Below are 26,983 nucleotides of genomic sequence, written 5' to 3'. Positions count from 1 at the left end.
CCTCCAAGCGCGCTTAGAGCGCCCCGGTCAGCTGTTTTCTCCACTGGTGGCACGGGTGGCCACTACATGCCGGGGGCGGCCAGTGTCGTCGTTTTGATCATGAACCTTTACCCAACTTTGCTGCCCCAGCAGCACATCAACAATCGCTTTACCCTGCACATCTGCATGTTCCATCAAGAAAAGGCCACCTGGCCGCAGCAGGCCACTTGCTCGCCACGCTACGGCCGCAGGGATGGCCAAACCATCATCGCCAAGCCCATATAGCGCCATTGCCGGATCATGCTCAGCAACCTCAGGGTCGACAGGAATCGCATCTGGCGGTATGTACGGCGGGTTAGAAACGACAATGTCAACAGTTCCATCAAGGTCGCCCGTGACAGCCTCAGCTGTGGCGTCTCCGCGACGTAACTCCACCTGCGCTGCCATAGAAGTGATATTGCGCTCAGCCCACTGTGCAGCATCACCGGAAAGCTCAACAGCAATCACCCGCGCTTGAGGCACCTCCGTCGCGATAGCCAAAGCGATCGCTGCAGAGCCGGTACATAAGTCCACTACAAGCGGCTCATGAACCCCTTCCTGCACGAGCGTTGTAGCTGCATCGATGGCAAGCCCAGCAAGCATTTCCGTTTCAGGCCGCGGAACAAACACCCCAGGCCCTACACACAGCTCAAGATGACGAAACGGCGCCAACCCAGTGATGTGTTGCAAAGGAATCCGGCGCGACCTTTTACCCACTACCAGCTCGTAAGCTGCAATATCCGCTGCTGTTAAGGCATGCCCTAACAGTGCAGAGCGCTCCACATCTGCTGTGTCACATCGAGTTACATACGCCAGAAGCAGCGCAGCATCACGCCGAGGTGAGGGGACTCCAGCGGCCTGAAGATCTCTGGTCGCCTGCCGCAAGGCCTGCCCAAAAGAGCATGATTGAACGGTCATGAGGTGGCTTGCGCCATGCGTGCCCGCTCATCAGCTTGCATCGCCGACTCCACCACGGGGTCCAATTGACCATCCAGCACAGTATCGAGGTTGTAAGCCTTATACCCCGTACGGTGATCAGCAATCCGGTTCTCCGGATAGTTGTATGTACGAATCCTTTCACTACGGTCAACGGTACGAACCTGGCTCCGCCGCGCAGCCGAAGCCTCAGCCTCAGCCGCATCTCGCTGTGCCTGCAAAAGCCTGGCACGCAGTACCCGCATCGCAGACTCTTTGTTCTGCAACTGTGACTTTTCGTTCTGACTCGTCACCACAATCCCCGTAGGCAAGTGAGTCAACCGCACAGCAGAATCCGTCGTATTAACGCTCTGCCCACCCGGGCCCGAAGAACGATAAACATCAACACGCACGTCATTAGGGCCGATCTCGATCTCGTCATCGGTTTCCACCTCAGGCATCACAAGCACACCTGCCGCAGAAGTATGAATACGACCCTGACTTTCCGTCACTGGCACACGCTGCACCCGATGCACACCACCCTCATACTTCAAACGTGCCCAGGGAGCTTGGCCAGGCTCAGGGGTGCCTTTGGCCTTTACCGCCAGCCGAATGTCTTTGTACCCGCCTAGGTCTGAGTCAGTGGCCTCCAGAACCTGCACACTCCAGTTCCGCTGCTCCGCATAACGCATATACATACGAACAAGGTCACCCGCGAACAAGGCAGACTCTTCCCCACCTTCACCTGCCTTCACCTCCAACAACACATCACGGTCATCATCAGGATCGCGTGGCAGCAACAAATGATGCAGCCTCTGCCCTGCGCTCTCCAGCTGCTGACGCAGCGCAGGCAACTCTTCAGCAAACGCAGCATCCTCATCAGCCAACTCAATCGCCGCCTCAAGATCGCCATGCACCTGCTCAAGCTCACGAGCCGCAGCAACCACTGGCCCTAAAGCAGCGAACCGTTTACTTGCCGCCCGGAAACGTCCCTGGTCTGCCAGCAGCACTGGATCCGAGAGGTCTTTCTCCAACCGCTGGTACTCCTCAACATGAGGCTGTGCAGCTTCCAGTAACGACTGAACTTCCATGCCAATCCCCTCTCATCACCAACGCCGCGCACACCGCGACGAAACAACGATGCGCCGGACCCAGTATCGGGTCCGGCGCATCAATCACGACCGTTAGTTGGCCTTGCGCTTACCGTAGCGGGCCTCAAAACGAGCAACACGGCCACCAGTGTCTAGGATCTTCTGCTTGCCCGTGTAGAACGGGTGGCACTGCGCACAAACGTCGGCGCTGATAGCGGCACTCTTCGCAGCGCTGCGGGTGGTGAACTGGTTACCGCACGTGCAAGTAACCGTTGTCTCGTGGTACTCAGGGTGAATATTTTTCTGCATGGTTTCTCCTTGGTAGAGGCTGCCGGGTCGCACGAAATCATCCGAATGATGAGGTGGACGCCATGTGCGTGAACCGGCGCGTTGCGTGAACCGGCAGACAAAGTCAATTATGCCTGAGCTCCCGCTATGTGAGAAACCACCTCATCATGCGCGAGCCAAAGCCACGCCCTTGCGAGCCATTTCACGCATCACCCGCTCTATATAAGCGATCTCCGAGGCATCCCACGAGCGCTCATCAGCCCAAGAGCTGACCGAAATCACACCAGCAACATCACCATCAACAAGTATTGGCAAGAACAACGCCGACTTAGAACGCACCACCACGGGATCCTCAGCAATCCACGTATCCAAAGAGTCAAGCTCGCTACGAGCCCCGCCATCCCATACACGCACCGCATACGGCGTCTCTATCGTCGGTGGCGTATGCGCCGAAATCCGGTACCACCACATTTCTGGAACCTGTAAACGAGCAGTTGCCGTCCGCGACCACACTGCGGCATATGGCCCCTCATCGGTCCATCCAGCCAACCGAACTGCATCAACTGCCAAAGTAGTGCCAATGGCATTGGTAGCAACCTGCGCTGCACGAACCATGCTCGTCTCACGAGAAACCAACATCACGGCATCGTTGCCAGCCTGCAGCAGCGCCAACGACTGCGCCTGCTGATCCACCAGCCGCAGATGTTCCCGATTCAAATGATTCAAATCCGCCGCTACCGCTCGAATCTCCGGCGTTCCTGCCTCCACATTGGCCCACGCCGTGCGCTCCCCCTCCACCTGCCTGCGCAACGTTTCCCGCAGCCCAAGCAACGGGCCAGTCAAACTACGCACCGTCCGCCACGCCGTAAAAATCGCCAACAACGCGGCAAGCACCGTAGCAGTCAAAACAATCCGGGCACCATCACCAAGCATGTCCACCACTTGCGAGCGCCACGAGATCGCCGCCGCATCCAAAGTGGCTTGAACCGCCGCATTGTCTTGCATGGCGACTCCGTACAACGCCCGCGCCCTCACCATGTCTGCCTGCGGGGGTGTCTCTTCTTCAGCTGCTTTCGTCAGCAATCGGCTGGCCTCTACCCAGGCAGCCGTCGAAGCCCGCATCTGGGCAATCTGTTCCGAAAGATTTCCCACCCTGGATGTGTCATTCAATGGCCATAGCCACGCCAGACGCTGCACCGCATCAATATCAGTTGTATACCTCTGAGAGAACCGGTTCCATGGCGCCAGCAAGTCAGCAGACGAAGAAACATCACCGATTTCAGCGCCTTGACTAGCAGTCACGGCAGCCGAGAAAGACCGCTCAGCCGAACGCAAATCATCCAATACCCGAACATTGGCGGCTCTGGCCGGCGCAATCACTTCCGCCTGCTTCTGCACCATTGAGGCAGCATGAGTGCTGATCCACGCTGATGAGCTCCCGATCAACACAAGCAACGCAATCAACAGCGTCGTGAAAAGAATCATCCTGGTTCGCACGGAAAGGGAACTCTTCGGTCCTGTCATGCCAGCTCCCTTCGACGCGCTCAGCCCTGGATTTGCAGCCTAGCAATGCCTTTAGCGCTCGCAGCCCCTGGGGGCCAACCGTCCGCTACTCCAACATTCAGTGTCAATACAACACGCGATTGCGTAGATACAAGGAGCGAGGGCATCTGCCTGTGCGGCCATCACCGCAGGAGCAGACACCCTCGCACGTCAATCTTCAAAGTTACTCACTCTGACTACCTCCGGCAGCCAGGTCACTCATCTTCGAGTTTGATACTGGAGTTCCGCTGCACCATCATCAAAAACTCTGCGTTGCTCTTCGTCTTCTTCATCTGCGACAGCAACAGTTCTAGCGCAGCCTGCGGCTCTAGCGCCGAAAGAACCCGACGCAGCTTCCACATGAGCTTCAATTCCTCGGAACTCATGAGGATCTCTTCGCGACGCGTGCCCGAGGGGTTCACATCGACAGCAGGGAAAATTCGACGATCAGCAAGCTGACGTGACAACCGCAGCTCCATGTTGCCGGTGCCCTTGAACTCTTCGAAGATAACCTCGTCCATCTTCGAGCCGGTCTCAACCAGAGCGGTAGCCAGAATGGTCAAAGACCCACCATTCTCAATGTTGCGGGCAGCACCAAAGAACTTCTTCGGCGGGTATAGCGCACCAGAATCGACACCACCAGAGAGGATGCGACCGCTTGCCGGAGCCGCCAAGTTATAGGCACGCCCCAACCGGGTGATTGAGTCCAACAACACAACCACGTCATGCCCCAACTCGACCAGACGCTTAGCACGCTCAATCGCCAGCTCGGCAACCGTGGTGTGGTCATCGGCAGGCCGATCAAAGGTAGAGGCAATAACCTCACCCTTAACCGTGCGTTGCATGTCCGTGACTTCCTCTGGCCGCTCATCAACGAGCACAACCATGAGGTGAGCCTCGGGATTGTTTGTTGTGATCGCGTTGGCGATCGCCTGCAGCATCAGCGTCTTACCAGCCTTGGGCGGGCTGACAATCAGGCCTCGCTGTCCCTTACCAATCGGTGACACCAGATCCATGATTCGGGTGGTGTACACATTCGGTTCGGTCTCCAAACGGAGACGTTCTTGCGGGTACAGCGGAGTCAACTTATTGAACTCAACACGCCCTCGAGCTGCTTCTGGCGTACCACCATTCACCGTGTCCAAACGCACCAAAGCATTGAACTTCTGTCGCGCCGGAGGCTGCTCACCCTCACGCAACGCTTTCACTGCACCGGTAACGGCATCGCCCTTACGCAACCCATGACGCTTAACCATAGCCAAAGGCACATACACATCACCCGGGCCTGGCAAGTAGCCACTCGTACGCACGAACGCATAGTTGTCCAGTACGTCCAAAATGCCCGCTACCGGGACCAGAACGTCATCCTCGCTGTAGGACTCCACCTGGTCGTTACTGAAGTCATCGCGACCACGACGGCGATCACGATCACGGTTACGGTTCCGATTACGGCGGCGCCCACGGGAGTCATCTTCGTCGCGGTTACGTCCACGGCGGCCACCCCGCTCGCCACGCTCACCGCGTTCAAAACGCTCCCCGCGCTCATCATCGCGGTTGCGGTTACGGCGGCCACCACGGTCGCCGCGGTCCGAGCGATCCCGGTCACCGCCACGCTCATGGCGCTCTGCGCGCTCATCATCGCGGTTGCGGTTACGGCGGCCACCACGGTCGCCGCGCTCACCCCGTCCGGAACGGTCATAGCCGTTCTGCTCCTGCCTGTCGGAGCGTCCCATACCCTCCACGGCCTGTTCATCACCCTTGTCTTCGCGCGTCTCATGCGAGCGCTCGCGGCCGGACTCCGACACGCGGGTCCGCTTCTCGTGGTCTTGTGCGCCGTGATCTTCCCGCTTTTCACTGGCACGGCTCTGCTCACCGGTCTCCACAGATCTAGCGGAGCCTTCATTTGTTTGAGCAGGTCGCTCCGGCCGAGAGGAGTTGCGGCCACTACCGCGACCTGCTCCTTCAACCTCGCGAATAGCGGTGATCAAATCACCCTTACGCATCCCAGTGGTGTCAGGGATACCTATATTCCGTGCAAGTTCCTGCAGCTCCGCCAGACGCATCGTCGTGAGACCGCGACGCTTGGGGGCGGTTCCCACACCCGCTTCGGTGGTGTCGGTCACAAACGTTCCTTCCCCTCGGCGAGCAACTCGCTTCATTCCGAGGTTTTTGCCACGGCGGCCGAAGGATACGGCAGCATGTGGACGGCGGCAGGGAACGGGGCTGATTCACCGAATGTGAATACAGGCGCGTTCCTGGCGCCGTTTCGAATACGTGAAACTCTCAGCGGACACGGCATCGGAAAGCGGATACCGGTAAAGCGGATCGTCGCCGCATCGGGGGCACATCGCACGAAAGTGAACGGATCGAACAACAAGATCTAGGCCGCTGAAATGACCCGTCTCCTTAATGATCCGCAGGCCCCGTCAGATAAGGGTCAGAACAGGGTCTGATCAGGCGAGCGAAACATCTCCGCCAGAGAGCGCCTCAAGAGTAACACGCTCAACCCTCACACCTCTCGTCGGAACACCAGGACGAAGAACCTTCCACCCCTGACTACTACGACCGGCCACCACAGCCTCGACCACCGACGCATCACCCGAAGAAGAGCCCAACACAAGAACACTCGGCCCCGCACCGGAGATCACAGCAGCCACCCCTCGAGCTCTCAACTCATCAACAAGTTCCATCGACGCCCCCAGCGAGCCACGCCGCTGCTCCTGATGCAGCCACTCCCTCGTAGCAGGCAACAACAAATCAGGACGTTGCGACAACGCCAACGTCAACAACGCAGCCGTACCCGAATTACGGGCAGCCTCACCATGCGGCACCGAAGCCGGCAAAACCGATCGCGCAATCGACGTCGGCAATTGAGCCGTAGGCACAACCACCAACGGCTCAATATTCGGATGCAACGGAACCACCGCAGAGGCAAAACGTGGAACTGGCTCTACCTGCTCGCCCGCCTCATCCAGCACCCACGACACCGTGGCACCACCAAAAACACTGGCAGAAGCATTATCAGGATGCCTCTCCAAACGAGAAGCAAGATCACTAACTGCATCAAGGTCGATCTGCACCTCACCTTGACCCAGCGCATCACCCTGATTCTGCTCAGCCACGGCAACCAGCCCGAAAGCCAACGCCACACCCGCCGTAATAGCTGCTGCCGAAGACCCCATCCCCCGCCCCTGCGGCACCGTTGAAGCACACCTCAACACCAAACCAGCAGGAACCACGACCCCAGCCTGCTCAAAAGCAGTACGCATCGACGCATAAACAAGGTGCCTCTCATCACGAGGAACACCCTGATCATCACCGTCGATCACGACGGTTAGCCCAGGGGTCTCTACCACGCCAGCTACATACGTATCCCACACCCCCAAGGCCAAACCCACTGAATCGAACCCGGGCCCCAAGTTGGCCGAACTAGCGCAGGACCGCACCCGCACCGCCGTCCCCACCGGCAACACCTCAACCACCGCGCTACCTTTCACCCTCAACTCCCCACAACCCGCATCACAGAATTAACTCCGCAAACAACCCCCAAACCCGACACAGCCTTCACCGTCGCCGACAACGAGGCTTCACTACCCTGATGCGTCACAATCACCAACTCAGCATGACCAGACTCCTGGCCATCCTCATCTGCAGCAATCGACTCCTGACGAACCTGCTCGATTGACAAACCAGCCTCAGAGAACAATCCCGCCACCGACGCCAACACGCCTGGACGATCCTCAACATCCAACGACAGGTAATACCGAGTCTGAGCCTGCCCCGGATCCAACACCGGCAAATCCGCATACGCCGACTCCACTGGCCCACGGCCACCCTGCACACGATGACGGGCTTGGGCTACCACATCACCCATCACTGCCGAAGCCGTCGGCTCACCACCAGCACCAGGACCATAGAACATCAACTCGCCAGCCCCCGAAGCCTCAACAAACACCGCGTTGTAAGCCCCACGAACACCAGCCAACGGGTGCGTCACCGGCACCATCGCCGGATGCACCCGCACCGAAATACCCTCTCCCTCACCCACATCAGTACGCTCACAAATTGCCAACAGCTTGACCACACACCCCATGGCCCGCGCTGCACGCATATCTGCGCTTGTCACCTCAGTGATCCCTGTCCGGGACACACCCTTCAACGCCACCCGCGAGTGGAACGACAACGACGCCAGAATCGCTGCCTTAGCCGCAGCATCAAACCCTTCAACATCCGCAGTTGGATCAGCCTCGGCATAACCAAGCTGCTGAGCACGCTCTACCGCCTCATCGAACCCCATACCAGTCGAATCCATCTGATCCAGCACGTAGTTCGTCGTTCCATTGACGATACCGAGCACACGATTCACCGAATCGCCAGCAAGAGACTCCCGCAAAGGACGCAGCAACGGAATAGCACCTGCCACCGCAGCTTCATAGTGAATATCCACCCCAGCTTTCTCCGCAGCCGCATATAGCGTCGGACCATCCTCAGCCAGCAACGCCTTATTTGCCGTCACTACACTCGCACCGTGATCAAACGCCCGCAGGATCAACGAGCGCGCAGGCTCAATCCCACCAATAACCTCGATCACAATATCCGCGTTCTCCACCAACGACTGCGCATCAGTAGTAAATAACTCCGCCGGCAACCCCGACGCAGAACGATCCACCCCAGCCCGGCGCACCGCCACACCCACTAACTCCAACGGCGCCCCAACCCGCGCAGCTAAATCCTCAGCTCCCTCAGTCAGCACCTTCGCAACTGCAGAACCAACCACACCAAAACCAAGCAACGCCACACGAAGCGGAACCTGCCGAGAGTCATCGTTCATCACTGGACTGCTCACCTCTACTACATCAACTCGTACACAACACACTCGACCAGACCAGAACGCAAACCAACGAACCAGTCCCCATCAACACACGCCGCAACAACCCCCAACCCGACAACACACCACCAGTGCCATCACCCTTCGTCCACATCCAAAGCCAAGATGTCCTCCACCGTCTCACGCCGAACAATCACTCGCGCAACACCATCGCGCACCGCAATCACCGGTGGACGCGGAACATGGTTGTACTGGCTCGACAACGCACGGCAATACGCGCCCGTGCCAGGAACCGCAACAAGATCGCCTGGCACCAAATCATCTGGCAAATACTCATCCAGCACCACGATATCGCCGCTCTCACAGTGCTTTCCCACTACCCGCGACAACACCGGCTCAGCCTGCGAAACCCGCGAAGCCAACGTCGCACTGTAGTCAGCCTCATACAACGCCGCCCGCACGTTATCGCTCATGCCACCATCAACCGACACATACCGGCGCCACCCACCGCCTGGCAACGCAACGTCTTTACACGTCCCCACCTCATATAACGAATATGTGCTCGGCCCCACAATCGAACGCCCTGGTTCCACTGAAATCACAGGAACCTCAACACCAACCTGCTCAGCCTCCCGCTGCAACAACACCGCAAACTCCTGCGCAATACGCGAAGGCGGCATCGGCTCATGCTCACTCGTGTAAGCAATCCCAAACCCACCGCCAAGATCAAGCTCAGGAAGCGCCCTGCCCTGCTCATCACGGCACTGCGCCAACAAACCCAACAACCGACGCGCCGCTACATGGAACCCATCTGAAACAAAAATCTGACTACCAATGTGGCTATGCAAACCCACCAGGCACATATGCCGCCGGGAACGAATCGCCTCCACCGCCTTAGCTGCCACCCCCTGAGCCAACGAAAAACCAAACTTTTGATCCTCATGCGCCGTGGCGATGTACTCGTGCGTATGAGCCTCCACCCCCACCGTGACCCGCACCATCACCCGCGCAACCACCCCCAGCCGTGCCGCAACCCGCTCCACCCGCTCGATTTCGTCAAACGAATCAACCACCAGACGCCCCACCCCATACGACAGCGCCTGCTCGATCTCCGCCACTGACTTGTTATTGCCATGCATTCCGATCCGTTCAGCAGGGAACCCCACCCACTGAGCCACCGCTAACTCGCCACCAGAACACACATCAAGACTTAGGCCCTCATCCATCACCCACCGAGCCACTTGCGTGCACAAAAACGCTTTACCCGCGTAATAAACATGCGCTCGTCCTACCCCGAAGGCCGACTCGAACGCCTCTTTAAACGCACGCGCCCGATACCGGAAATCCTTCTCGCTCATCACATACGCAGGCGTACCAAACTGTTCAGCAAGAGTGACCGTGTCCACCCCATCAACACTCAACCGGCCACGCTCATCACGGCCAGTTCCCCTGGGCCACAGCTGCGGCAGCAACTCGTTGACATCCGATGGCGTCGGCAGCCACAACGGCGGCCCCCCATACCCTGAAGCATGCATCGCTCCAGCCTCATGCGCGCGCATCTCAACCTCGAATCGCTCGACAACAAGACAGAGCCCCGCGGCGCAAACCACATCGACCGAAGCGGAACCACACCGACAGCTCTCACTTCTGAGTGTGTCAGCTTCATCCATCCGCAGGAACACATCACTAATCCGTGAGATCCCCTACAACACCAAAGCCACACAAAACGCCCATCACACACGATGCGGCAACGCCACCCCCAACGCAGCCACGCCATCATCGACAACGCTCAGTACAGAACGCGCAACAGGCACCGGCAACCACCTCGCCTCCTGCACCAACTCCCCCACCGCCAACAAATGACGAGCCACCAGCCTCGGCGAGTACGTAGCCACCGCCTGCTCCAGCACAAACGGCCACGAAATCAAAAGCACACTCAGCTGCTCTATGCGGCGACGATCACCACCAGACACAACGCCCCTGCAATATTCATCACCACTACGAACAGTCAGCGCAGCCCGAAGCCGAGCATGAGCAACCACAAATGCAGCATTGCCTGCTTTTCTCGCCAATAACTCTGTTGAATACAGCTCCACCGCACGCGCAGGAGCAGCCAGCAACAACGCCCACGCCACCACCGCACTGCCCAGCGCATCGACGTCTTCTTCCCGCAACAACTGGCCGTCAATCTGCACTAGAGCACAACGGACCTGGTGCGTTTTTTCTTCATACCTGACTCGTACTCCTTGGGCAGGAGTAACCACACGCTCCACACAGTCCCCCACTGCAGAAGCACAGCCACTGAGGGCAGCAACAAACACCTCTTCGCGAACCCCGCCCCTCTGAGCAGCTTCTATCTGAAGACACGACCCACTACCTAGCCACAATCGCAACCCACCATCCTGAGTAGGCAATAGGGCAGCGTGGTCCTGCTGCCCTATTAGCTCCAACTCAACATCAAGCCCCCTACCTGCAGGTCGCGCGGCAGCAACCCCCGGAATCTGCACCACCTGATCAGCAAGAGCAGACTGCCACCTTGAAGGGTCGCCACCAGCTGCGAGTAACTGCGGCAACGGAGTACGCCACGTACGGAGGCCATCAACTGGACGCAGCGCAACTTTCCGGAGCAACACTCGTGATCCACCGAGCCGTGCAATCAGGTCATTTTCCACGCAGGAAGAAATTTTTCGAGCCAACTCCACGACTGATAACTGCCCAACCATCACGCGGAATGCCCCCTGTGTGAGCTTCTATTTCAGTGCTGCCCGTTGAGCTGATAACCTGACCTACGTCCCAAGCCCCCTTAGCTCAGGGGATAGAGCACCGCCCTCCGGAGGCGGGTGCGTAGGTTCGAATCCTACAGGGGGCGCCATAGAACGGTAGTGGCCCGGGGCCAGCGATACTGGTCCGGGGCCACTACCGTTCTCACGTGGCGTTTAGCCGATCTTGCCGGTAAGGATCTTGTCCGGAACATTGAACGCGGTAAACGAAAGCTTGAGCTTCACCTCACGCCCGGCTACTCCAGGAGCAGCCGCGACACGCACCGTTGCCGTCTGAGTTTTCTTGTCGAACTTCACATCGATCGACTGCGCATTCTTGGAGAAGACATCCCCCGTAGCTTTTTCGATCCCGAAGGCTTTGCGCGTCGCCTCATTGAGCTCTTTAGACAAAATCTCCTTGGCTCCAGCCGGCTCAGGCTGAACAACCAACCCAGATGAACGGTTCGTCGAGCCATTCATCTTGATCTTCCACTCAAGCACGCCACCAGCCTTCGCTGTGGCTTGCTCGGGAGTGACAGAGAAAGTGGGGTCGGGATCGTCATCAACAACCTCGACAAGACCAATGGGGTTACGCACCACAATCGGCCCGCGCGTTTCAATACCGATCTGTTTACGCACCGTCTCATCGTCAACAGTATTCCCCTCCACAGTGAAGGGAAGATTCACTGACTGCTGTCCAGGCTTGACCTGCACCCAGCTGACGTTAGAAAGATCTTTATCTCCATCCTTACCCGCGGCATCCGTAACAATTCCGACCTGAGCCGGAGCAGTCACGCGCCCCTGAATCGGCAAAGTCACATTAATTTGATGACGCTTGTTTCCCTCGTTAACACGGACAACTTTCGTTGGGGCCTCAATAATCGCCGGAGGAGGCGTGGCCGTCATTCCCCCTTGCCCTCGAGCAATAGACATGTCGAGAACAGCAATATCGCTTGCAGAAGAAGCAGTGAAACGGATACCACCTAGAGTTTTCCCCTGAACTCCATCAGGCAGATCAACCCGCCACAGTTGGGCAAGGTCACGCACGTGTGATCCCTGATCCGTTGGTTCTTTCCCACCTAGACGGGACAAGTTCACGGGGGCCGTGTGCAGCTCTTTGCCTTGGGCATCGAGAAGGGTTGCCTTCATACGGGCAGCCTTCGGCCCGCGAACCACGATGCGCGCTTCAAAAGAGTCACCTCGTTGAAGAGGTGTCGGCGCAGCGAACTTGATCCCGCCAGCTTGCCCCTGATCCAGAGGCATGTGGAGCGCAAATCCGTTCCGGGAGTCATTATCCAACCAGTGCGGGGAAGCGCTGCGGTCAGAGTCGGTGCGGCATTTCTGCGCAGTGCACCACGTGGCGCGATCAGTGGGGGTGCCTGTCAGACCTTTGGTCGACGTCGCTCCCAGCGCATTCATCACAGTGATGCGGTTTCCTCCAAGTGGCAGCGCCGTGACGCTATTGGCCCCAGCACCTTTGGCGGTTTTCCGACCATCCAAAACTTGCTGAGCATTACGATCCCCAAGAAGGAACGCCCGAGCGGTTTCTCCCGCGTACGTCACAAAAGCATCACGCTGCTGTTTGGCACTGATTCGCGTTTTTGCTGGACAAGCAGCACGAGTGCCATCATCCAGTCCTGCTGCTACGCCCAAACCGGGAGTCCACTCCGTGTTGAAGAAGTTATGCACTCCCCCGGTGAGAACGAGGCTGGAATGGAATGCTGCCCCGGCGCCGTAACGACCCGGTGCGTCGGTGTAGATCTGCCCTTCAAGACCAGTGACGTCACCGTCACAGGTAGGCAGCATGGACACGGAAGGCACATTAGGAGTGCTGATGCGCCCGAAGTTCGTGGGCGCAAGAGTGAGAACCCCAGCCACGCGCCATGGGTCATTGGTGGCGCTATCGAGTGCTGTGCGCCCCACCCCTTCTCCGCCACGAGAGTGTCCGATAAGCATCGTTTTTTTCAGGTCGAATGCTGTTTTACCTTGCCACGAAACTGAAGAAGGAGAGGAAGCCGCGGTAGCAAGAAGCTTCAGGTTCGCGCGAGCTACAACGGAGCGAGCCGCGGCGCCTTTGTCTGGGAGTTCTTGGTCATTAGCTGTGACGGCGTTCGCATCAATAGAAACGGTGTAGTACCCCTGCGCTGCGAGCGCTTTCTGGGCATAGTCGTATCCGCGATAGTTCGGGACTTCGCGAGCGCCTTGAGGACAAGGCCACTCTGAGACGCTCTCCTTGGCAGCATTGGTGCAGGTATCGAAAAACCCGTGCAAGAAGAAGATGACCGGCCGGTTGCCAGGTGCACCGACAGGCTCTACGACATGCCCTCGAATGACATTGTTCTTCTTGATCTGCGGCACGAAAACCGAGCCATGCTGATAGTCGAACGAGCGTGTTTTATAGGTGCCTGCGTTTGTCTGCGCAGATTGGTCATTAGTGGTGCGAGCTGCGGGACCAGGTGCAGCTTGAGCAGAGGTCGGAGTGAAAACAGGTGCGGCAGCTGATCCGGTAGCGAGGAGGAGAGCAGCGCCGAAAGACCCTGCGCGAGGGTGTTTTCGGATGAAACTAGACATGGTGGCTCCATCGTGCGAGACAGGTAGGGCCCGAGACAGATAACCGCCTTAGGGGCGGTTTTTTTAATGTCTGGGGTGGTAGGGTGCCCGCGCGAAAACGGGGTCCATAGATATATTGCGCCTGCAAGGCAGCCCTCGTCCAGCTGCACGTTTAGCTGTTTCCCAGCGGAAGTAAATAGATGTTTTTGTTTTCCACCACTTCATATAGTTGGATTTCTCCACCCCAACTATATTGGCATTTTGCCGGGAACGATCCCGCGCCCTTGAGAGGAACACCTCATTTCCACAAGCGCAGTAGAGAAAAATTTCACCACCCGTAAAAGAACTTATTTCTTCGCCATGGATAGCTTTATGCCACCTCAGGTTGAATATCTGCACCCATGAAACCGTGACACCGCCCGTATTGCACAGCTGCAACAACTGCTCTCGCTTGCGTTTCATCGTTTGCAACAGGAGGCGCTTCGGCCGCAGAACACGCTGCTAATGATAATGCCAATGCAACGGCAGCCAACCCGATATCAGATCTCATGAGGCACTCCGCGACGCTGAATAAACCGACCACACCAGTATCCCCACCACGCACCTCAACCCATGGAAGCCCCCGGCGCGCGTCGCACAACTAAAGCACTATGAACCGCTCTTATAACGGAATAACCGCATGCACGGAACTGAAGAGAACGCCGGAACACTGAGGGCACCCACTCCCCCACCACCCCCTGCCCTCTAGCCCAAAAGCGCACAGCCACATATGCGACTACACACCTCGAAAAACGTATCGACATAAAGCGTCACAGATAGACGTGACCACGACACCAACCACCACAACCTTTGAACACCAACCCACAAGAGCGACAACGCATTCACCACTTCTGATGAAATGCGCGAAACGTCACTTTCCCCTCGGAGTGCCCCATGAACACCCCTGATGATTCCACCGTGCCTCTACTCAACTCACCGGTCACCTCCCGCGCTGCCCGGTCCAGGAAAGTCCCCTGGCTGATTCGGCGGGCGAACCTTCCCAACCCCCAGCTCAACGACCCCCGCACCGAAACCCAAGCTTTACGTGAAGCAATCAGCGACATTTGGCGAAGGATCTGGGCAGTAGCCTTCGGGAGCCTTCTGATCGTTTCCCCTTTGACCGTCCTGCCCTACCTACTCAGAAGCCCCGGAAGCGCCGAAAATGCCCTAGCCACATGGTGGGATACCGAATTCCAAGGAAACGCTTTCGAAGGACTCGAACCATCAGCCGTCGCTTCTGGGTTCGCAGCAATCGTGGTAACCCTTTTCGTCGCGCACACCATGCAAGGACAAGTCCCGCCCTCCCCTTCTGAGAACGACATGAACACGCACATCGAAGCCAAAGCGCGTGTCATTGTTCTAGACATCCTCGTCTCCTATGTAGGAGCCACCGGCGCTGCATTCAGCTGGCTACTGATCCAGCTACCCGAAGATGGGAAAAAAGCTCAGTCAGCAGACTTCCTCATTCCCCTCGGCAGTGTCCTGATCTGCAGCGCACTGACCGCTCTCACCTCACGATCCACCGAATCGCTACATCTGCTGAAGCTCATGGACAAACTCCAAAAAGCGAACCTGAATTCTGCAGTACAAGCCTATGAAAAACACATCCATAATGCCGAGCGCAGGGGAGTCATCATCGATAAAACAGGTCTCTCAATCCGTGAATCCCTCAAATCATGGTCACACGGCTTCCCCATTTCACCCACGATCTACGTAGCCCTCGGGTGGATTCTTTTTAACCTCGTCTTGGGTGTAGTTAGAGGCGGCTTTTCCCTAGCCCTTATCGCCGTGATTATCGTCTTGGCCACCATTGGCTGCCTCTTGGGCTTGGCCCTCCTATCGATCATCATCGATGGAATTGTCACCCAAACCATCGGAGGACGACTCGGAATATTCACCACCCGATTGTTCTTCATCAGCATTCTTTTCCTGATCTATCTCCTCACTGGAATCATTCTTTTTTTCCTTCACCCTCCTGTAGGGCTCCTCATGACCACCTTCGCCCTCCTCCCCCTTGGAGGAACCTGGCTCAGCATCCCCCACCCCAAATTCACCGAATCAATCGGCGTCGCCCTCAAACGTCGCGGCATCCTCTTCGCAAACATGAAGCCAGGACGGATCTAGCCTCTGCTCCAACCGACTACGCGTACAGCCCATCACCACCGAGGCACCGTATAGGTGACGTAATCCAACAAATGTGATGAGTTAGTCAACGCAACTCACGAAAACCAGACGCGTCGAGAGGAATTCACATGCCAACAACCACACGAGTGTTTCTCGCGCAGTACCCCAACGGCGAACCCACCGACGAAGACCTCCGCATCGAAGATGCCCAACTCACCACACCCGAACCCGGCCAAGCCCTTCTCCAAACCCTCTACCTGTCCCTAGACCCCTACATGCGCGGACGTATGAGCCAAGCCGAGTCTTACTTCCCACCACTAGAACTCGGCAGCACAATCGTCGGCGGAACCGTCTCCCGTGTCCTTGAATGCCCCGGCGGCGAACTCACCCCCGGAGACCTCGTCCTGGGCTACGGCGGATGGCAAACCCACTCCGTAGAAAACGTCGCCCACCTCACCCGCCTCGACCCCGACAAAGCACCACCCTCCACCGCATTGGGCATCCTCGGCATGCCCGGATTCACCGCATACGCAGGGCTACTCCTGCTTGGAAAACCACGCCCAGGAGAAACCGTCGCCGTCGCAGCAGCAACCGGCCCCGTAGGCTCCGCCGTAGGACAAATCGCCCGCATCCACGGCGCCCGCGCAGTCGGCATCGCCGGCGGAGAAGCCAAAACCGCATACCTCAAAGAACTTGGCTTTGACGCCGCCTTGGACCACCGCAGCTCCACCTTCGCCGACGACCTAGCCACCGCCACCCCCGATGGCATCGACGTCTACTTCGAAAACGTCGGCGGACACGTCTTCGACGCTGTTCTGCCCCGTATGAACACCTACGGACGCATCCCCCTATGCGGCCTCGTATCCGGCTACAACTCCACCGACCTACCTGCTGGCCCCGACCGCAGCAGCCAGCTCATGGGCATCATCCTCAAAAAATCCCTCACCGTCCGCGGATTCATCCAAACCGAATTCCAGAAAGACCACTACAGCGACTTCCTGCGCGACATGACCACCTGGATCAACGAAGGAAAAATTCAATACAAAGAAGACATCGTCGAGGGCCTGGAAAACTCCCGTGAAGCCTTCCGCGGCTTACTTACCGGTAAAAATTTCGGAAAACTCATCATCCACGTCGCTGAATAACCACCCCCAGGCCGGGGCATTCCACGGACTGCCCCGGCCTGACCAGTTAAACCACCGAAAACCGCTCCTGCCCAACAGCAACAACCCGCGCCCCCCGCACCCCGTCATACCGACCAGGAGTACACGTCAACATCACCACCTGAGCCCGCTCACCAATAGTTTCAAAAGCCGCAGTAGTAGCCACAATGCGCTGCGGATCGGAATACCCCAGCGCATCATCAATCACCACCGGCACCCCCTCCCCCGGCTCCACCAACTGCGCCACCGCCAACCTCACCAAAATCGACAGCTGCTCCTTAGCGCCACTGGACAATGACTCAAACGGCACATTCACCCCATGCAGCACCCGCTCCTGCACCTGGAGGTCTTCAGCCACCACCACATGAAAAGACGGCCCATAAACCAACCGTCCCAACCGCTCAACCTCAGCCCTAAACGGCGCAACATACGCAGCCTTGGCCTGCACACTGTGCTCCCGCAACACCTCACGCAACAACCGCACCGCTTCTGCCCGCCGCGTCACCACTTGCGCATCATGCTCAGCCACTTCCAACTGCGAAGCAGCCTCATCCAACTGCTCTGCCCTACCCTGACCGCCCGCCTGCTCCAACACAGCCTCAATACGCACCAACTCACGCTCAGCATCAGTCAACCGAGACCGCGCGCCCTCCACCCGACGCTCCACCGCCACCAACTGTTCTTCACCTGTAGCAGCTTCCTGCGCAGCTTGCCTAGCCTGCTCATGCTGCACCTGTGCTTCCTGCACAGCAGCTACGGCACAGACCACTCGCTCGTTAACGTCTTCATCACTCAGCTGCGCACGCGCCTCCTCCAACTCACTTTGCCGCACCTGTAACTCACGCCGCCCAGCCACAAGATTCGCCTCAGCAGCAGTCGCGGCCTCCCTCGCCTGCGCAGCGGCAACAGCAGCCTCTTCCCCACGTACTCGAAGACGCTCCACCTCATCCGCAGCTGATTCCTCGGCCTCCACCAGCGCACTTAATGCCGCCTCCGAACCATCATCAGCCGCATCACTCTTATCCTCAGCACCATCCATTCTCAGAGGTACCGAGGCAAGCGCACCCTCTACTTCCTCAAGACGATCGCGCATCCAACCAATCTCATCACCGGCCAACAACGCGCTGCGCTCAGCTTCCCCCCGCTCGATCTCAGCCTCCACCACAACCCGTCGCGATGCCTGACGGTGAGCCTCCTGCATGCTCTCCACCCCGCATTCTTCTAGCAACCGCTCCACCTCACGCTCAGCACGACGCACCTGATCAATGCGCTCAGCCGCCCCCGCTTCAGGAACCCACCGGAAAGCTGCCACACCAGGAAGCACTACCTCAATGGGCTCACACAACACCCATTCACTCTCATCTTCGCCCAGCTCAACTGCAGCACCATCAACCTCAACTGCAGCCGAACCAGCCAATGCACGCCCCGTCACCCGCGCTGAAGCCGCCCGCTGGGCAATACGTGCCGCCTCCACTTCACGCTCAGCAGTCTCGAGCTTCTCCCGTAGCTGCGCATCTACACGCAGCTCCTCCAACTCGTTACGTGCTCGCCCCAGCCGCGCTGCCACGTCATCCACACGCGCAACACGTTCGCTCAGCCGCTGCTTCTCTTGCTCCAACGCGCTCCACCTCCGCCGCTGCCGCGCAGCCGCCACCGCGCGCCGGCAGGCACGAGAGTGACTCTCAGCCTGCGTTATTTCTTCCCCCACCTGCTCAGCACGAGTTGCCATCTGTGTTCGTTGCTGCGCAGCAGTGGCGAAATCTTTCTCCGCTTCCTGCACCTGCTGCACACGCCCAGCGACATCATCAATCAGCACCTCCCGACGAGCTGCCTGCGTCTGAGAGTCCTCCTGCACACGAAGAGCTTCCGTAAGCGCCTGCTTAGCCGCAGCCTCGCGTTCTCGAGCCGTATCAGCTTGTTCCCGCCGCGTTGCCCATTGCTGTGCCTGGTTTTCGGCCTCCTGAACTTTTACGCGTAAATCGACGATGCTGGCGCTGATGTTCGCATGCCGCTTGACATCCCGGTAAACTTCCTCGACCGCGCGTTGAGCTGCATCCCGCCGTTCTCGAGCAGCTGCTACATGTGCAAGCGCTTTTTCGTATTCGCCTTTGGGGCGCCCAGTGGAGGGGGGTGAAGTAGCGGGTGTATTCGCTCTCGACAGCAGCAAGGATGGTGTCCCCGTCGCCACCAGCATCAGTACCAGCTCCGCTTGCAGCATCGAGCGCAGCGCGTAGTTGTGTGCTGCCTTCTAGGCAGAGGGGAGCAAGTTCGGTGCCTTGCAGGAGACGCAGGGCATCCCACAGTGCGGTGTCTACGTGTTCTTCCAGTATTTCAGTGGCTCGTTCATGGGCTGCGACGCCGGAATGGTTTTCGGTGCGAGGAGTAGTGATGTGCAGGGTTGTTTTTCCGCCGCGGCCTCGTGCCCCGTTGGCGCCGCGCTTTGCCCATCGTTTGGCGTAGGAGAAACGGTATGGACCGATGCTGGCTTCGATTTCAACGTAGGGAGATTCGTCTTCGCCGATGGGGTGAGCTTCAGTGATGGCTTTGTGGCTGGAGCTGTCTTTGTATCGGAAGAGCAAGTCGATGGCTTCGATGAGGCTTGATTTTCCTGCTTCGTTGGGGCCTTCGATGATGATCACGCCGGTGTCGGGAAAATCGACTGTGGTTTCAGTGATTCCTTTGAAGTTGCGGACGGTTAGGGCGTGAAATTTCATCGACGTACTCCCGCGGAGAGACGGAACAGCAGGGATAGGGCGTCACGAGCTGCGGCGGCGTCCTGATCGTGTGGGGTGCTGGCGCGTTGTTCAAGTTCGCGTGCGGCAGAGGCGACGAAGCCGGAAAGTCCCATTGTTTCGACGTCGGTGCCTTCGACAGCGACGGCGATGTCTTCATGTCGCTTCCAGGAGAAGAGCGCAGCTAGCGAGGTGGAGTATCGATCTAGGAGAGTATCCAGTTCTGCTTTGTCGGTGAGGCTGAGGGTGCCACGCAAGATTGTGCGGACTACGGTGCGGTCTTTGGGATCTATGGCTGCTAGTCGACTGTCGAGGTCAACGATGTCTTCTCGGCTGTTGAGGTCAGCTTCGATGGTCAAGAAGGTCCAGGTGCCAACATGGATGGGGGTGACCTCGACGTGTCTGGTGCTGTCGATGTCGACGATGAGGACGTCGCCGGGCAGTTTTTCCACGAAGTCGGTGACTTCGCAGGCTCCGCTGTAGTGGATTCGCCCGGTGTTTCCTACAGAAAGACGAGAGTGTCTGTCCCCCAGGGCGATGTAGTTGACGGCGCCGCACTCCAGGGCGCGTTCCATGGTGGCCAGGCGCATGGTGGCCGGGTTGTGTGAGTCTGGATCAATGAGGTCGACGCTGCCGTGGCCAAGTGCGATGCGGGGTAGATCCCCGGGGCCTTCGAGGGTGTCGAGTTCGCGGCCAAGTAGGTCTGCGCGGGGGTCGTTTGATGGCAGTGGTGCGGCGACGATCTCGAAGCCTAAGCCGGTGTTTGTGATTCCGGTATCGAGGACGTGGACATTCTCGGGTACATGGTCGAGCCACGCTGGTGAGGTGTAGATGGAAACAGCGTTGAGGGCATCGTGGTTGCCGGCGAGGAGATAGATAGGCAGTCCTACGCTTCGCATCGCGTCGATGGAGCGGTGGACTGTGGCGGGTGCGACAAGGTTGGAGTCGAAGACGTCGCCGGCAACCACGATGGCATCAGCGTTGTGGCTGTGTGCGAGTTCACCGATAGCGCGGATGGCGTCGATGCGTGCGGCTGTGTATCTGGCCTGGGCTTCTCCTGCTAGATAGTGGCGTGTCATACCGAGCTGCCAGTCGCTGGTGTGCACGATCCGCATGTGGGGCTCCGTTCGCTGTTCTCCACCTGACGAAGAGGTTGTCGCGATCAACGTACAGGGCAGCGGCGACGTTCTTGTCTGAGATCGTGTCTTGTGTGTGGCTAGTGGGCACGGTGGTACGTCACTTTTGAGGACCAGATTTTGTGTAGGCCGGTGGTGCGGCCACTGCGTGGGGCGTCGTACATGTAGCCATTTCCGGCGTATATGCCCACGTGGTGGGCAGGGGATCCGAAAAATACGAGATCGCCAGGTTTGGGATTTTTTACGTGGGTGGTTGCTGCTTGTTGTTGCGCTGCTGTGCGTGGCAGGTAGATGCCTGCTTTTCGGAAGATGTGTTGGGTGAATCCAGAGCAGTCGAATCCGCTGGTGCTAGTACCTCCCCATACGTATGGGATGCCCGATAGGTTTTTCGCCATTTCAAGGACGGCTGTTTTATGTGTTGGTGCGGATGTGGCGCGTGTGAATTTTTTGGTGGTTGGTTTTTTCTGGGTGTGGCGGTGTGCTTTTTTCGGTGATGCAGTGAGTGATGTGTCGAGGCGGGGACTGGGTGTGCTGCGCTTACCTGAATGGAGTCGGGGGCCGTGTGGTGCTTTCTCGAAGGGGTGTGCGGGTACAGGTTTGTGTTCGGGTTTCGGTGTGCTGGAGGTAGCTGGTTGTGTTGGAGCGGGCTTTTGGGAAGGGGGCATGGGAGTTTGGGTAGTTGGTTGGGCTGCAGAGGGTTGATGGCTAGCCGAAGGTGGAGGCTGAGGCGTACGGGTGGTAGCGCAGGCTGCAGGTGCCGGCTGCTGCCGGGGTGGGGTGTCTTTTTTACCTACTGATTGCGGAAGGTAGACGCGGGCACCGGTGGTGGTGTTGGGGCTGGCCTGAGGTGGTGGTGTTGGGGCTGAGGTGACCAGCGGTGGTGCCTGGGGGGTTGGGTTTATTACTGCGGCGCAGGGGCAGTCAATTGTGGCTGCGGCTGGCAGTGATGCCGCAGAGGAGACAGGTTTTCTGTGCTGGGTTGCAGTACTAGTGGCGTTGGTGACAGCTGTGTTGGACGTTGTCTCTGCGTGTGTTTTTGCGTTGGCCAGATCAGCTGAGGTGTTGTGTGTCGGCGGTGGTGTTGTGCGCGCAGTGACCGTAGCAGTGGTGGAGTTTGGTGTAGGGCTGTGGGGTGCATCGGTCAGTTGTGCTGATGCTAGTGCTGAACCAGCCAGAACAAGCCCGCCGGTGAGCACAGCCCCTGATGCGGTGCGTGCGATCCATGGTGAGTCTGCTGCGACGCGGCTCCACACGTGATCGCCGGGGACGCGAACACGGTGGCGCGCTGAGACCTCGTGTGGTTGGAGGCAGGATCGTGGGGGTGGTGGGATAGCCGGCATCAGAACTCCTGAGGGAGGCGGTCATGAGCTCTCTCATCCTTGACCGCGCAGCCCTGACCAGGTGTGCCGTCCCCAACTGTGTTTTCTGTTCAGTGGGTTATTGCTAGGTTGTGGAAACTGTGTCTCTTGTTCAGGACTTCTCTGCTGGCTCCACGAACAGGTAATCGGCTAGCTCATCTCCAAGCCACAGCGCTTTGTCCGAACCGACCTTCTCGCCGTAGAGAACCACTCCATCGCCGTCACGGCGCGGAATGACCACGGCTCCGGGGGTCACTCCAGCGCGAGACATTTCGGAAAGAATGTCCGCTTCTGCTTGCAGATGCTCACCGATGCTGCGCAGCACCACTGGTGTGCCGTCAGGCACTGCTCCGATACGCAGTGCCTGTGCGATCGGTTGCGGCTCCTCACCGAATGCTTCCAAACCTGGAATGGGGTTTCCGTATGGGCTGCGGTCGTAGTCCTTCAAAATGGCCAGGATTTTGCGCTCCACACGGTCACTCATGACGTGTTCCCACCGGCACGCCTCTTCATGGACATACTCGATTTCCAGACCGATCACGTCGGTCAACAGCCTCTCGGCAATACGGTGTTTACGCATTACACGTGTAGCAAGGTCACGGCCAGCCACAGAGAGTTCGATCGTCCGGTCGGGCATGACTGTCAAGAGCCCATCGCGTTCCATACGCGCCACCGTTTGCGACACCGTCGGGCCGGAGTGTTCCAGTCGCTCCGCGATGCGTGCACGCAGAGCTGGCACACCTTCTTCCTCAAGTTCGAGGATGGTGCGCAGATACATCTCAGTCGTGTCGATGAGGTTGCTCACGTCCTTAGTCTGACACCCCTGATGAGGTGTGACTATCCATGGCGTTCAGTAGAACGTGTCGCGTAAGTAGAAAAGCCGCTCACCACACCCCACGTGCGACCAGCACGACTCCAGGAACATCGGGTAGCGTCAACATCTTCGAGGCCAATACGTATGAACCCAGCCTCCAATCCGTTACCTCACTTCGAGGCAGCGGCCCCCTGCACACCCAAACGTCCCGAAAGGTGCCCTCGGTGGTCGATCGCAAAGCTCTCGTCGCTCGCCTATTCAAACTCGGCGTGACCTATGGACCGATCGCCTACGAAGGCGTGATGCGTAACCGCGGCGCCATCGAACATGTCGCCCGCAAATCTTTTACACGCAGCACCACTTACGAACACATGGCCTACGAGCACGCAGCAGGCCTGGTTAACGGCAGTGTTCTGCTCACCTTCGATGGCGACACCCGCGTATACGTGGTGTTCAGCGGTGATCGGCCCGTAGCTACCCACCCCGCGGTCCCCACCCCCATTGACCGCCTCCTGGAGAACTACGACATCACTCGACGACTCACTCCCGAACAATGGGTACGCGAAAACGCTGAAGCACAAGCTCTCAAATCAAGTGCCAGTGTGACTAGCCGCCTACGCGGGATTCCTCGGGCTATCACCCGTGGTTCTGCTGCCAGCCGCGCAACGATCCGCATCACCCCGCGTGTCTCTACATCTACGCCTGCGGAAAAAACACCGACCGAAAAAACAGGGACAGACAGTCCCTCCTCGCAGGACTGACCTAACTCACGCAATCTCACAAAAGCGGCGACAGCACCACTGCAGCCAACATCGCCACCAGAGCGACCCACACGATCACTTTGCGTACCCGGGGAGTCATCGACGCATCCTTTCCATGAGGGGAAACCCAAGACTAATCACCCCGGACCCTGACCGGTATGTCAGCGACAAGCAAAGGGGCCTGCGCCGCATCTTGATGCAAGCGCAAGGCCCCTTTGCTCATTGATCTATGTGTCACGCACCTACCAGCCAGTGACGGATTGGGTCCATCGTGAAGTAGATAAGGAACATCACAGTCACAACCCACATCAACGCGTGAATCTCCCGGAATTTGCCCTTGGCTACCTTGATCGCAACGAACGCAACAAACCCCGAACCGATACCAGCCGTGATCGAGTACGTAAACGGCATCATCACCATCGTCAAAAATGCGGGAATCGCGATCTCTAGGTCACGCCAGTCAATGCTGCTGACCTGCTGCATCATCAAGAAACCAACCACAACAAGAGCAGGTGTGGCCGCCTCGTAAGGAACAACCTCAACCAACGGGGTCAGGAACATAGCTACCAGGAACAAAACCCCGTCACCACCGAAGCCAGCCCAGTACGAGCTCCTTCCGCCACACCCGAGGTCGACTCGATAAATCCTGTATTCGAGCTTGTCCCTGCAGCACCACCAACAATCGCAGCGCTGGCATCAACCACAAGAATGCGGGAGGCGTTCACCGGCGTTCCTTCCTCATCAAGAAGGTCAGCCTCAGCGCCGATGGCAACCATCGTCCCCATCGTGTCGAAAAAGTCGGCCAGCACCAGCGTGAACACGAGAAGCAACGCCGTCAGTGCCCCCACCCGCTCTGCAGAACCGAGCAGGTTGAAGTGACCAAGCAGCCCAAGATCAGGGGTAACGATCGGTGAATTCGGCAAACGTGGAATGTTCAAGCCCCAACCGGTGGGGTTTACCAATTTGCCAGCAGCATCTTTCTGACCACCAATGTTGCACAACGCCTCAACAAGAATGGCCAGCCCTGTTGCACCAACAATTCCGTACAGAATCGCGCCCTTAACCTGACGAACCAGCATCGTCACGATGGCCAGCAACCCAACCACGAACACAAGGCTTGGCCATCCTGCTAAGAAACCACCCGGACCAAGCTGCACCGGCGTGCCCTCGGCCTCACGCACAATCCCAGCGTCATACAAACCAACAAAAGTGACGAAGAGGCCAATACCGACACTCAACGCCGTCTTCAACTGCGCCGGGATCGCGTGGAACACCGCTTGCCGGAACCCAGTCAGCACCAGCACAAGGATGACAATTCCTTCAATTACCACCAGCCCCATCGCATCGGCCCAGGTCATCCCCGGCATCCCCGCAATCGAAAACGCCACAAACGCGTTCAGGCTCAAGCCGGCAGCAATAGCGAACGGGAAGTTAGCGATCACTCCCATCGCGATAGTCATTACACCAGCCACCAACGCGGTGGCTGCAGCGATTTTTGCCAGGTCAGGGTTTGCTCCCCCACCCAAAAACTGTCCCGTTCCATCAGGAACCAGGCCAAGAATCAACGGGTTGAGAACCACGATGTAGGCCATCGTGAAGAACGTCGCAAGACCACCGCGCACCTCGCGGCCAACAGTCGATCCACGCTCAGAAATATGGAAAAACGATCGATCACGCCACGGCTCTCAACGGACGCAGCAGAAGCAGGGGCATCAGGCATGAAGGAAACCTTAACGTTACCTGTGACCTACCACTCACCACGCCTGAGAATGACCAGAGCACCGCCCTATTAGCCAACGAATCTCGCCGAATTAACCAGGCGCAGCCACGCCCGCAACCCTGCTGGTAAATTACACCGCCTCGATAGCTAAATCGTCGACAACCGGCTCAGAAGCCAATGCCGCCTGAGTAGGCGCAGCATCGGTCTCACTGTGCGCACCACAGCCATGATCCAAGCTCACCACTCGACCATCCGAAGGCGACCACGGCGAAGCACACACACCAAACACACTGCGCAGCGCACCCGTCACTGGCAAGAAGAAACCACACGTACTGCACGGAGCCTTCGCAGCTCGAGCCATCTCAGAACGCGGCCCGCACTCTCCCTCGTACCATCGAGTCGCAGCAGCCTCACGACCCTCCGCAGACAACACCCGCGGACGCCCAAGACCCAACTCCCACAAAGCAACCCGATCAACATCCTCATCACCAGTTGCCTCAAACCCCGGCTGCACCAGAGCATCATCTTCCCGGTAGGGCAACACATCACCAGGGCGCAAATCCCCCGGCTGCAACCGATCCGCATACGGCACCCACTCTTTAGACAGCACCGCATCGGCCCCCGGCACCAAACCGACCTCACACACCGTCACCTTGCGAGAACGCGGCGCACGCCCCAACGTCACCGACCAACGCCACCCCCGGTAAGCCTTCGCCATGCACTCAAACTTGTGCGTCACCAACCGGTCAGCTTCAGTCACTGACTCCACCAAATCACCCACCGTGCCCGGCTCGGCCAACTCAGCAGCAACCCCCCGCGCAACCTCAACCGCACGCGGTGAACTCAACGTGGTGTCCTTCTTAACAGCGGGCATCACACACCTCCACAAAGATCGCCGCAGCACACACAAACACCGCCAAGCCGAAACCCCCGGCCTTGGGAACTGTGCATAGCCTCGACCTCACATCCGAAACGTCATCTGTGCCGAGCCGACCGGCGCAATCACACCTGGCAGAACCCGTATCCCACACGGATCACCACTACAGGGGTGCAGCCTGACACCAGCCCGTCATCAAACCAGCGTAGCTGGTGCCATCGCCCAACGCCCCACCCCAGCCCAACAACACCATCCAAGAACCCAACCC

At 58.3% G+C, this 26,983-nt stretch carries 21 protein-coding genes, 1 tRNA gene and 1 pseudogene; 6 read left to right on the top strand and 17 right to left on the bottom strand.

From position 1 onward, the window contains the following. Positions 1 to 27 precede the first annotated feature (27 nt). The 8 genes from prmC to lysA form a co-directional block, all read right to left on the bottom strand. On the bottom strand, positions 28 to 936 hold the full coding sequence (gene prmC, locus DXZ77_RS01340) for a peptide chain release factor N(5)-glutamine methyltransferase (RefSeq protein ID WP_115029366.1): 909 nt from the start codon (positions 934 to 936) through the stop codon (positions 28 to 30). Next, positions 933 to 2,024 (bottom strand): peptide chain release factor 1, encoded by a 1,092-nt coding sequence (gene prfA / locus DXZ77_RS01335; RefSeq protein WP_115029364.1) that lies wholly within the window; start codon positions 2,022 to 2,024, stop codon positions 933 to 935. The genes prmC and prfA overlap by 4 nt, the downstream gene beginning before the upstream one ends. A gap of 93 nt (positions 2,025 to 2,117) precedes the next feature. Continuing rightward, entirely contained in the window at positions 2,118 to 2,333 is a 216-nt protein-coding gene (rpmE, locus tag DXZ77_RS01330) for a 50S ribosomal protein L31 (RefSeq protein WP_115029363.1), read from the bottom strand. A gap of 144 nt (positions 2,334 to 2,477) precedes the next feature. Then, the gene (locus DXZ77_RS01325) at positions 2,478 to 3,836 is read right to left on the bottom strand and encodes a HAMP domain-containing protein (RefSeq protein ID WP_115029361.1); all 1,359 of its coding nucleotides are present in this window, start codon (positions 3,834 to 3,836) and stop codon (positions 2,478 to 2,480) included. Between the two features lie 233 nt (positions 3,837 to 4,069). Further along, entirely contained in the window at positions 4,070 to 5,977 is a 1,908-nt protein-coding gene (gene rho, locus DXZ77_RS01320) for a transcription termination factor Rho (RefSeq protein WP_371666969.1), read from the bottom strand. A 330-nt stretch (positions 5,978 to 6,307) separates the two neighbouring features. Then, positions 6,308 to 7,351 carry a homoserine kinase gene (locus DXZ77_RS01315; protein WP_258553065.1) on the bottom strand — a complete coding sequence of 348 codons (1,044 nt, stop codon included), beginning with the start codon at positions 7,349 to 7,351 and terminating at the stop codon, positions 6,308 to 6,310. Between the two features lie 2 nt (positions 7,352 to 7,353). Continuing rightward, positions 7,354 to 8,685 carry a homoserine dehydrogenase gene (locus DXZ77_RS01310; RefSeq protein ID WP_115029359.1) on the bottom strand — a complete coding sequence of 444 codons (1,332 nt, stop codon included), beginning with the start codon at positions 8,683 to 8,685 and terminating at the stop codon, positions 7,354 to 7,356. Positions 8,686 to 8,819: 134 nt separating this feature from the next. Beyond that, a complete protein-coding gene (gene lysA / locus DXZ77_RS01305) occupies positions 8,820 to 10,241 on the bottom strand; it encodes a diaminopimelate decarboxylase (protein ID WP_115032368.1) in 1,422 nt (473 codons plus the stop codon). On the opposite strand from lysA, the gene DXZ77_RS11970 reads away from it, so the two are divergent. Next, positions 10,212 to 10,379 carry a hypothetical protein gene (locus DXZ77_RS11970; protein ID WP_181816158.1) on the top strand — a complete coding sequence of 56 codons (168 nt, stop codon included), beginning with the start codon at positions 10,212 to 10,214 and terminating at the stop codon, positions 10,377 to 10,379. The genes lysA and DXZ77_RS11970 overlap by 30 nt on opposite strands. A 36-nt stretch (positions 10,380 to 10,415) precedes the next feature. Here DXZ77_RS11970 and DXZ77_RS11620 read toward each other — a convergent pair whose 3' ends face one another. Beyond that, positions 10,416 to 11,315, bottom strand: coding sequence for a hypothetical protein (locus tag DXZ77_RS11620; protein ID WP_147279145.1), 900 nt, complete (start codon positions 11,313 to 11,315; stop codon positions 10,416 to 10,418). A gap of 164 nt (positions 11,316 to 11,479) precedes the next feature. Here DXZ77_RS11620 and DXZ77_RS01295 point away from each other — a divergent pair. Continuing rightward, positions 11,480 to 11,554: transfer RNA gene (locus DXZ77_RS01295), tRNA-Arg, on the top strand. Between the two features lie 64 nt (positions 11,555 to 11,618). Here the strand turns inward: DXZ77_RS01295 and DXZ77_RS01290 are convergent. Beyond that, positions 11,619 to 14,012, bottom strand: coding sequence for an alpha/beta hydrolase (locus DXZ77_RS01290; RefSeq protein ID WP_147279144.1), 2,394 nt, complete (start codon positions 14,010 to 14,012; stop codon positions 11,619 to 11,621). 912 nt (positions 14,013 to 14,924) lie between these two features. On the opposite strand from DXZ77_RS01290, the gene DXZ77_RS01285 reads away from it, so the two are divergent. Next, positions 14,925 to 16,154 carry a 6TM ABC transporter family protein gene (locus tag DXZ77_RS01285; protein WP_115029353.1) on the top strand — a complete coding sequence of 410 codons (1,230 nt, stop codon included), beginning with the start codon at positions 14,925 to 14,927 and terminating at the stop codon, positions 16,152 to 16,154. A 128-nt stretch (positions 16,155 to 16,282) separates the two neighbouring features. Beyond that, the gene (gene curA, locus DXZ77_RS01280; protein WP_115029351.1) at positions 16,283 to 17,299 is read left to right on the top strand and encodes an NADPH-dependent curcumin/dihydrocurcumin reductase; all 1,017 of its coding nucleotides are present in this window, start codon (positions 16,283 to 16,285) and stop codon (positions 17,297 to 17,299) included. A gap of 46 nt (positions 17,300 to 17,345) precedes the next feature. Here the strand turns inward: curA and DXZ77_RS01275 are convergent, their stop codons facing one another. From DXZ77_RS01275 to DXZ77_RS12155, 4 genes are all read right to left on the bottom strand, one after another. Then, the gene (locus DXZ77_RS01275; protein WP_115029349.1) at positions 17,346 to 19,172 is read right to left on the bottom strand and encodes an ATP-binding protein; all 1,827 of its coding nucleotides are present in this window, start codon (positions 19,170 to 19,172) and stop codon (positions 17,346 to 17,348) included. Between the two features lie 55 nt (positions 19,173 to 19,227). After that, positions 19,228 to 20,031 (bottom strand): AAA family ATPase, encoded by an 804-nt coding sequence (locus DXZ77_RS01270; protein WP_115029348.1) that lies wholly within the window; start codon positions 20,029 to 20,031, stop codon positions 19,228 to 19,230. Further along, positions 20,028 to 21,164, bottom strand: a complete 1,137-nt coding sequence (locus tag DXZ77_RS01265) for a metallophosphoesterase family protein (protein ID WP_115029346.1) — start codon at positions 21,162 to 21,164, stop codon at positions 20,028 to 20,030. Before DXZ77_RS01265 ends, DXZ77_RS01270 begins: the two co-directional genes overlap by 4 nt. A 101-nt stretch (positions 21,165 to 21,265) precedes the next feature. After that, entirely contained in the window at positions 21,266 to 21,850 is a 585-nt protein-coding gene (locus DXZ77_RS12155) for a C40 family peptidase (RefSeq protein ID WP_220181574.1), read from the bottom strand. Between the two features lie 202 nt (positions 21,851 to 22,052). Here DXZ77_RS12155 and DXZ77_RS12150 point away from each other — a divergent pair, with 202 nt between their 5' ends. Further along, positions 22,053 to 22,442 (top strand): hypothetical protein, encoded by a 390-nt coding sequence (locus DXZ77_RS12150; protein ID WP_220181573.1) that lies wholly within the window; start codon positions 22,053 to 22,055, stop codon positions 22,440 to 22,442. A gap of 213 nt (positions 22,443 to 22,655) precedes the next feature. On the opposite strand, the gene DXZ77_RS01255 is transcribed toward DXZ77_RS12150, so the two are convergent. Then, entirely contained in the window at positions 22,656 to 23,348 is a 693-nt protein-coding gene (locus DXZ77_RS01255) for a metal-dependent transcriptional regulator (protein WP_115029342.1), read from the bottom strand. A gap of 233 nt (positions 23,349 to 23,581) precedes the next feature. Here DXZ77_RS01255 and DXZ77_RS01250 point away from each other — a divergent pair, with 233 nt between their 5' ends. Further along, positions 23,582 to 24,118 (top strand): hypothetical protein, encoded by a 537-nt coding sequence (locus DXZ77_RS01250; RefSeq protein WP_115029340.1) that lies wholly within the window; start codon positions 23,582 to 23,584, stop codon positions 24,116 to 24,118. Positions 24,119 to 24,352: 234 nt separating this feature from the next. Here the strand turns inward: DXZ77_RS01250 and DXZ77_RS01245 are convergent. Then, positions 24,353 to 25,773: pseudogene (locus DXZ77_RS01245) on the bottom strand (NCS2 family permease). Positions 25,774 to 25,968: 195 nt separating this feature from the next. Further along, positions 25,969 to 26,712 (bottom strand): DUF3027 domain-containing protein, encoded by a 744-nt coding sequence (locus DXZ77_RS01240; protein ID WP_115029338.1) that lies wholly within the window; start codon positions 26,710 to 26,712, stop codon positions 25,969 to 25,971. Positions 26,713 to 26,983: the final 271 nt, after the last annotated feature.

It is taken from the genome of Dermatophilus congolensis, assembly GCF_900447215.1.
Lineage (GTDB): Bacteria > Actinomycetota > Actinomycetes > Actinomycetales > Dermatophilaceae > Dermatophilus > Dermatophilus congolensis_A.
This window is presented reverse-complemented; position numbering and strand designations above follow the sequence as displayed.

Coding starts and splice junctions, on each gene's coding strand:
- DXZ77_RS12155 (WP_220181574.1), bottom strand. CDS start 21,850: ATGCCCCCTTCCCAAAAGCCCGCTCCAACACAACCAGCTACCTCCAGC.
- prmC (WP_115029366.1), bottom strand. CDS start 936: ATGACCGTTCAATCATGCTCTTTTGGGCAGGCCTTGCGGCAGGCGACC.
- DXZ77_RS01325 (WP_115029361.1), bottom strand. CDS start 3,836: ATGACAGGACCGAAGAGTTCCCTTTCCGTGCGAACCAGGATGATTCTT.
- DXZ77_RS01270 (WP_115029348.1), bottom strand. CDS start 20,031: ATGAAATTTCACGCCCTAACCGTCCGCAACTTCAAAGGAATCACTGAA.
- DXZ77_RS01240 (WP_115029338.1), bottom strand. CDS start 26,712: ATGCCCGCTGTTAAGAAGGACACCACGTTGAGTTCACCGCGTGCGGTT.
- curA (WP_115029351.1), top strand. CDS start 16,283: ATGCCAACAACCACACGAGTGTTTCTCGCGCAGTACCCCAACGGCGAA.
- prfA (WP_115029364.1), bottom strand. CDS start 2,024: ATGGAAGTTCAGTCGTTACTGGAAGCTGCACAGCCTCATGTTGAGGAG.
- DXZ77_RS01310 (WP_115029359.1), bottom strand. CDS start 8,685: ATGAACGATGACTCTCGGCAGGTTCCGCTTCGTGTGGCGTTGCTTGGT.
- rpmE (WP_115029363.1), bottom strand. CDS start 2,333: ATGCAGAAAAATATTCACCCTGAGTACCACGAGACAACGGTTACTTGC.
- DXZ77_RS01290 (WP_147279144.1), bottom strand. CDS start 14,012: ATGTCTAGTTTCATCCGAAAACACCCTCGCGCAGGGTCTTTCGGCGCT.
- lysA (WP_115032368.1), bottom strand. CDS start 10,241: ATGCGCGCGCATGAGGCTGGAGCGATGCATGCTTCAGGGTATGGGGGG.
- DXZ77_RS01285 (WP_115029353.1), top strand. CDS start 14,925: ATGAACACCCCTGATGATTCCACCGTGCCTCTACTCAACTCACCGGTC.
- DXZ77_RS11970 (WP_181816158.1), top strand. CDS start 10,212: ATGCATCGCTCCAGCCTCATGCGCGCGCATCTCAACCTCGAATCGCTC.
- DXZ77_RS01265 (WP_115029346.1), bottom strand. CDS start 21,164: ATGCGGATCGTGCACACCAGCGACTGGCAGCTCGGTATGACACGCCAC.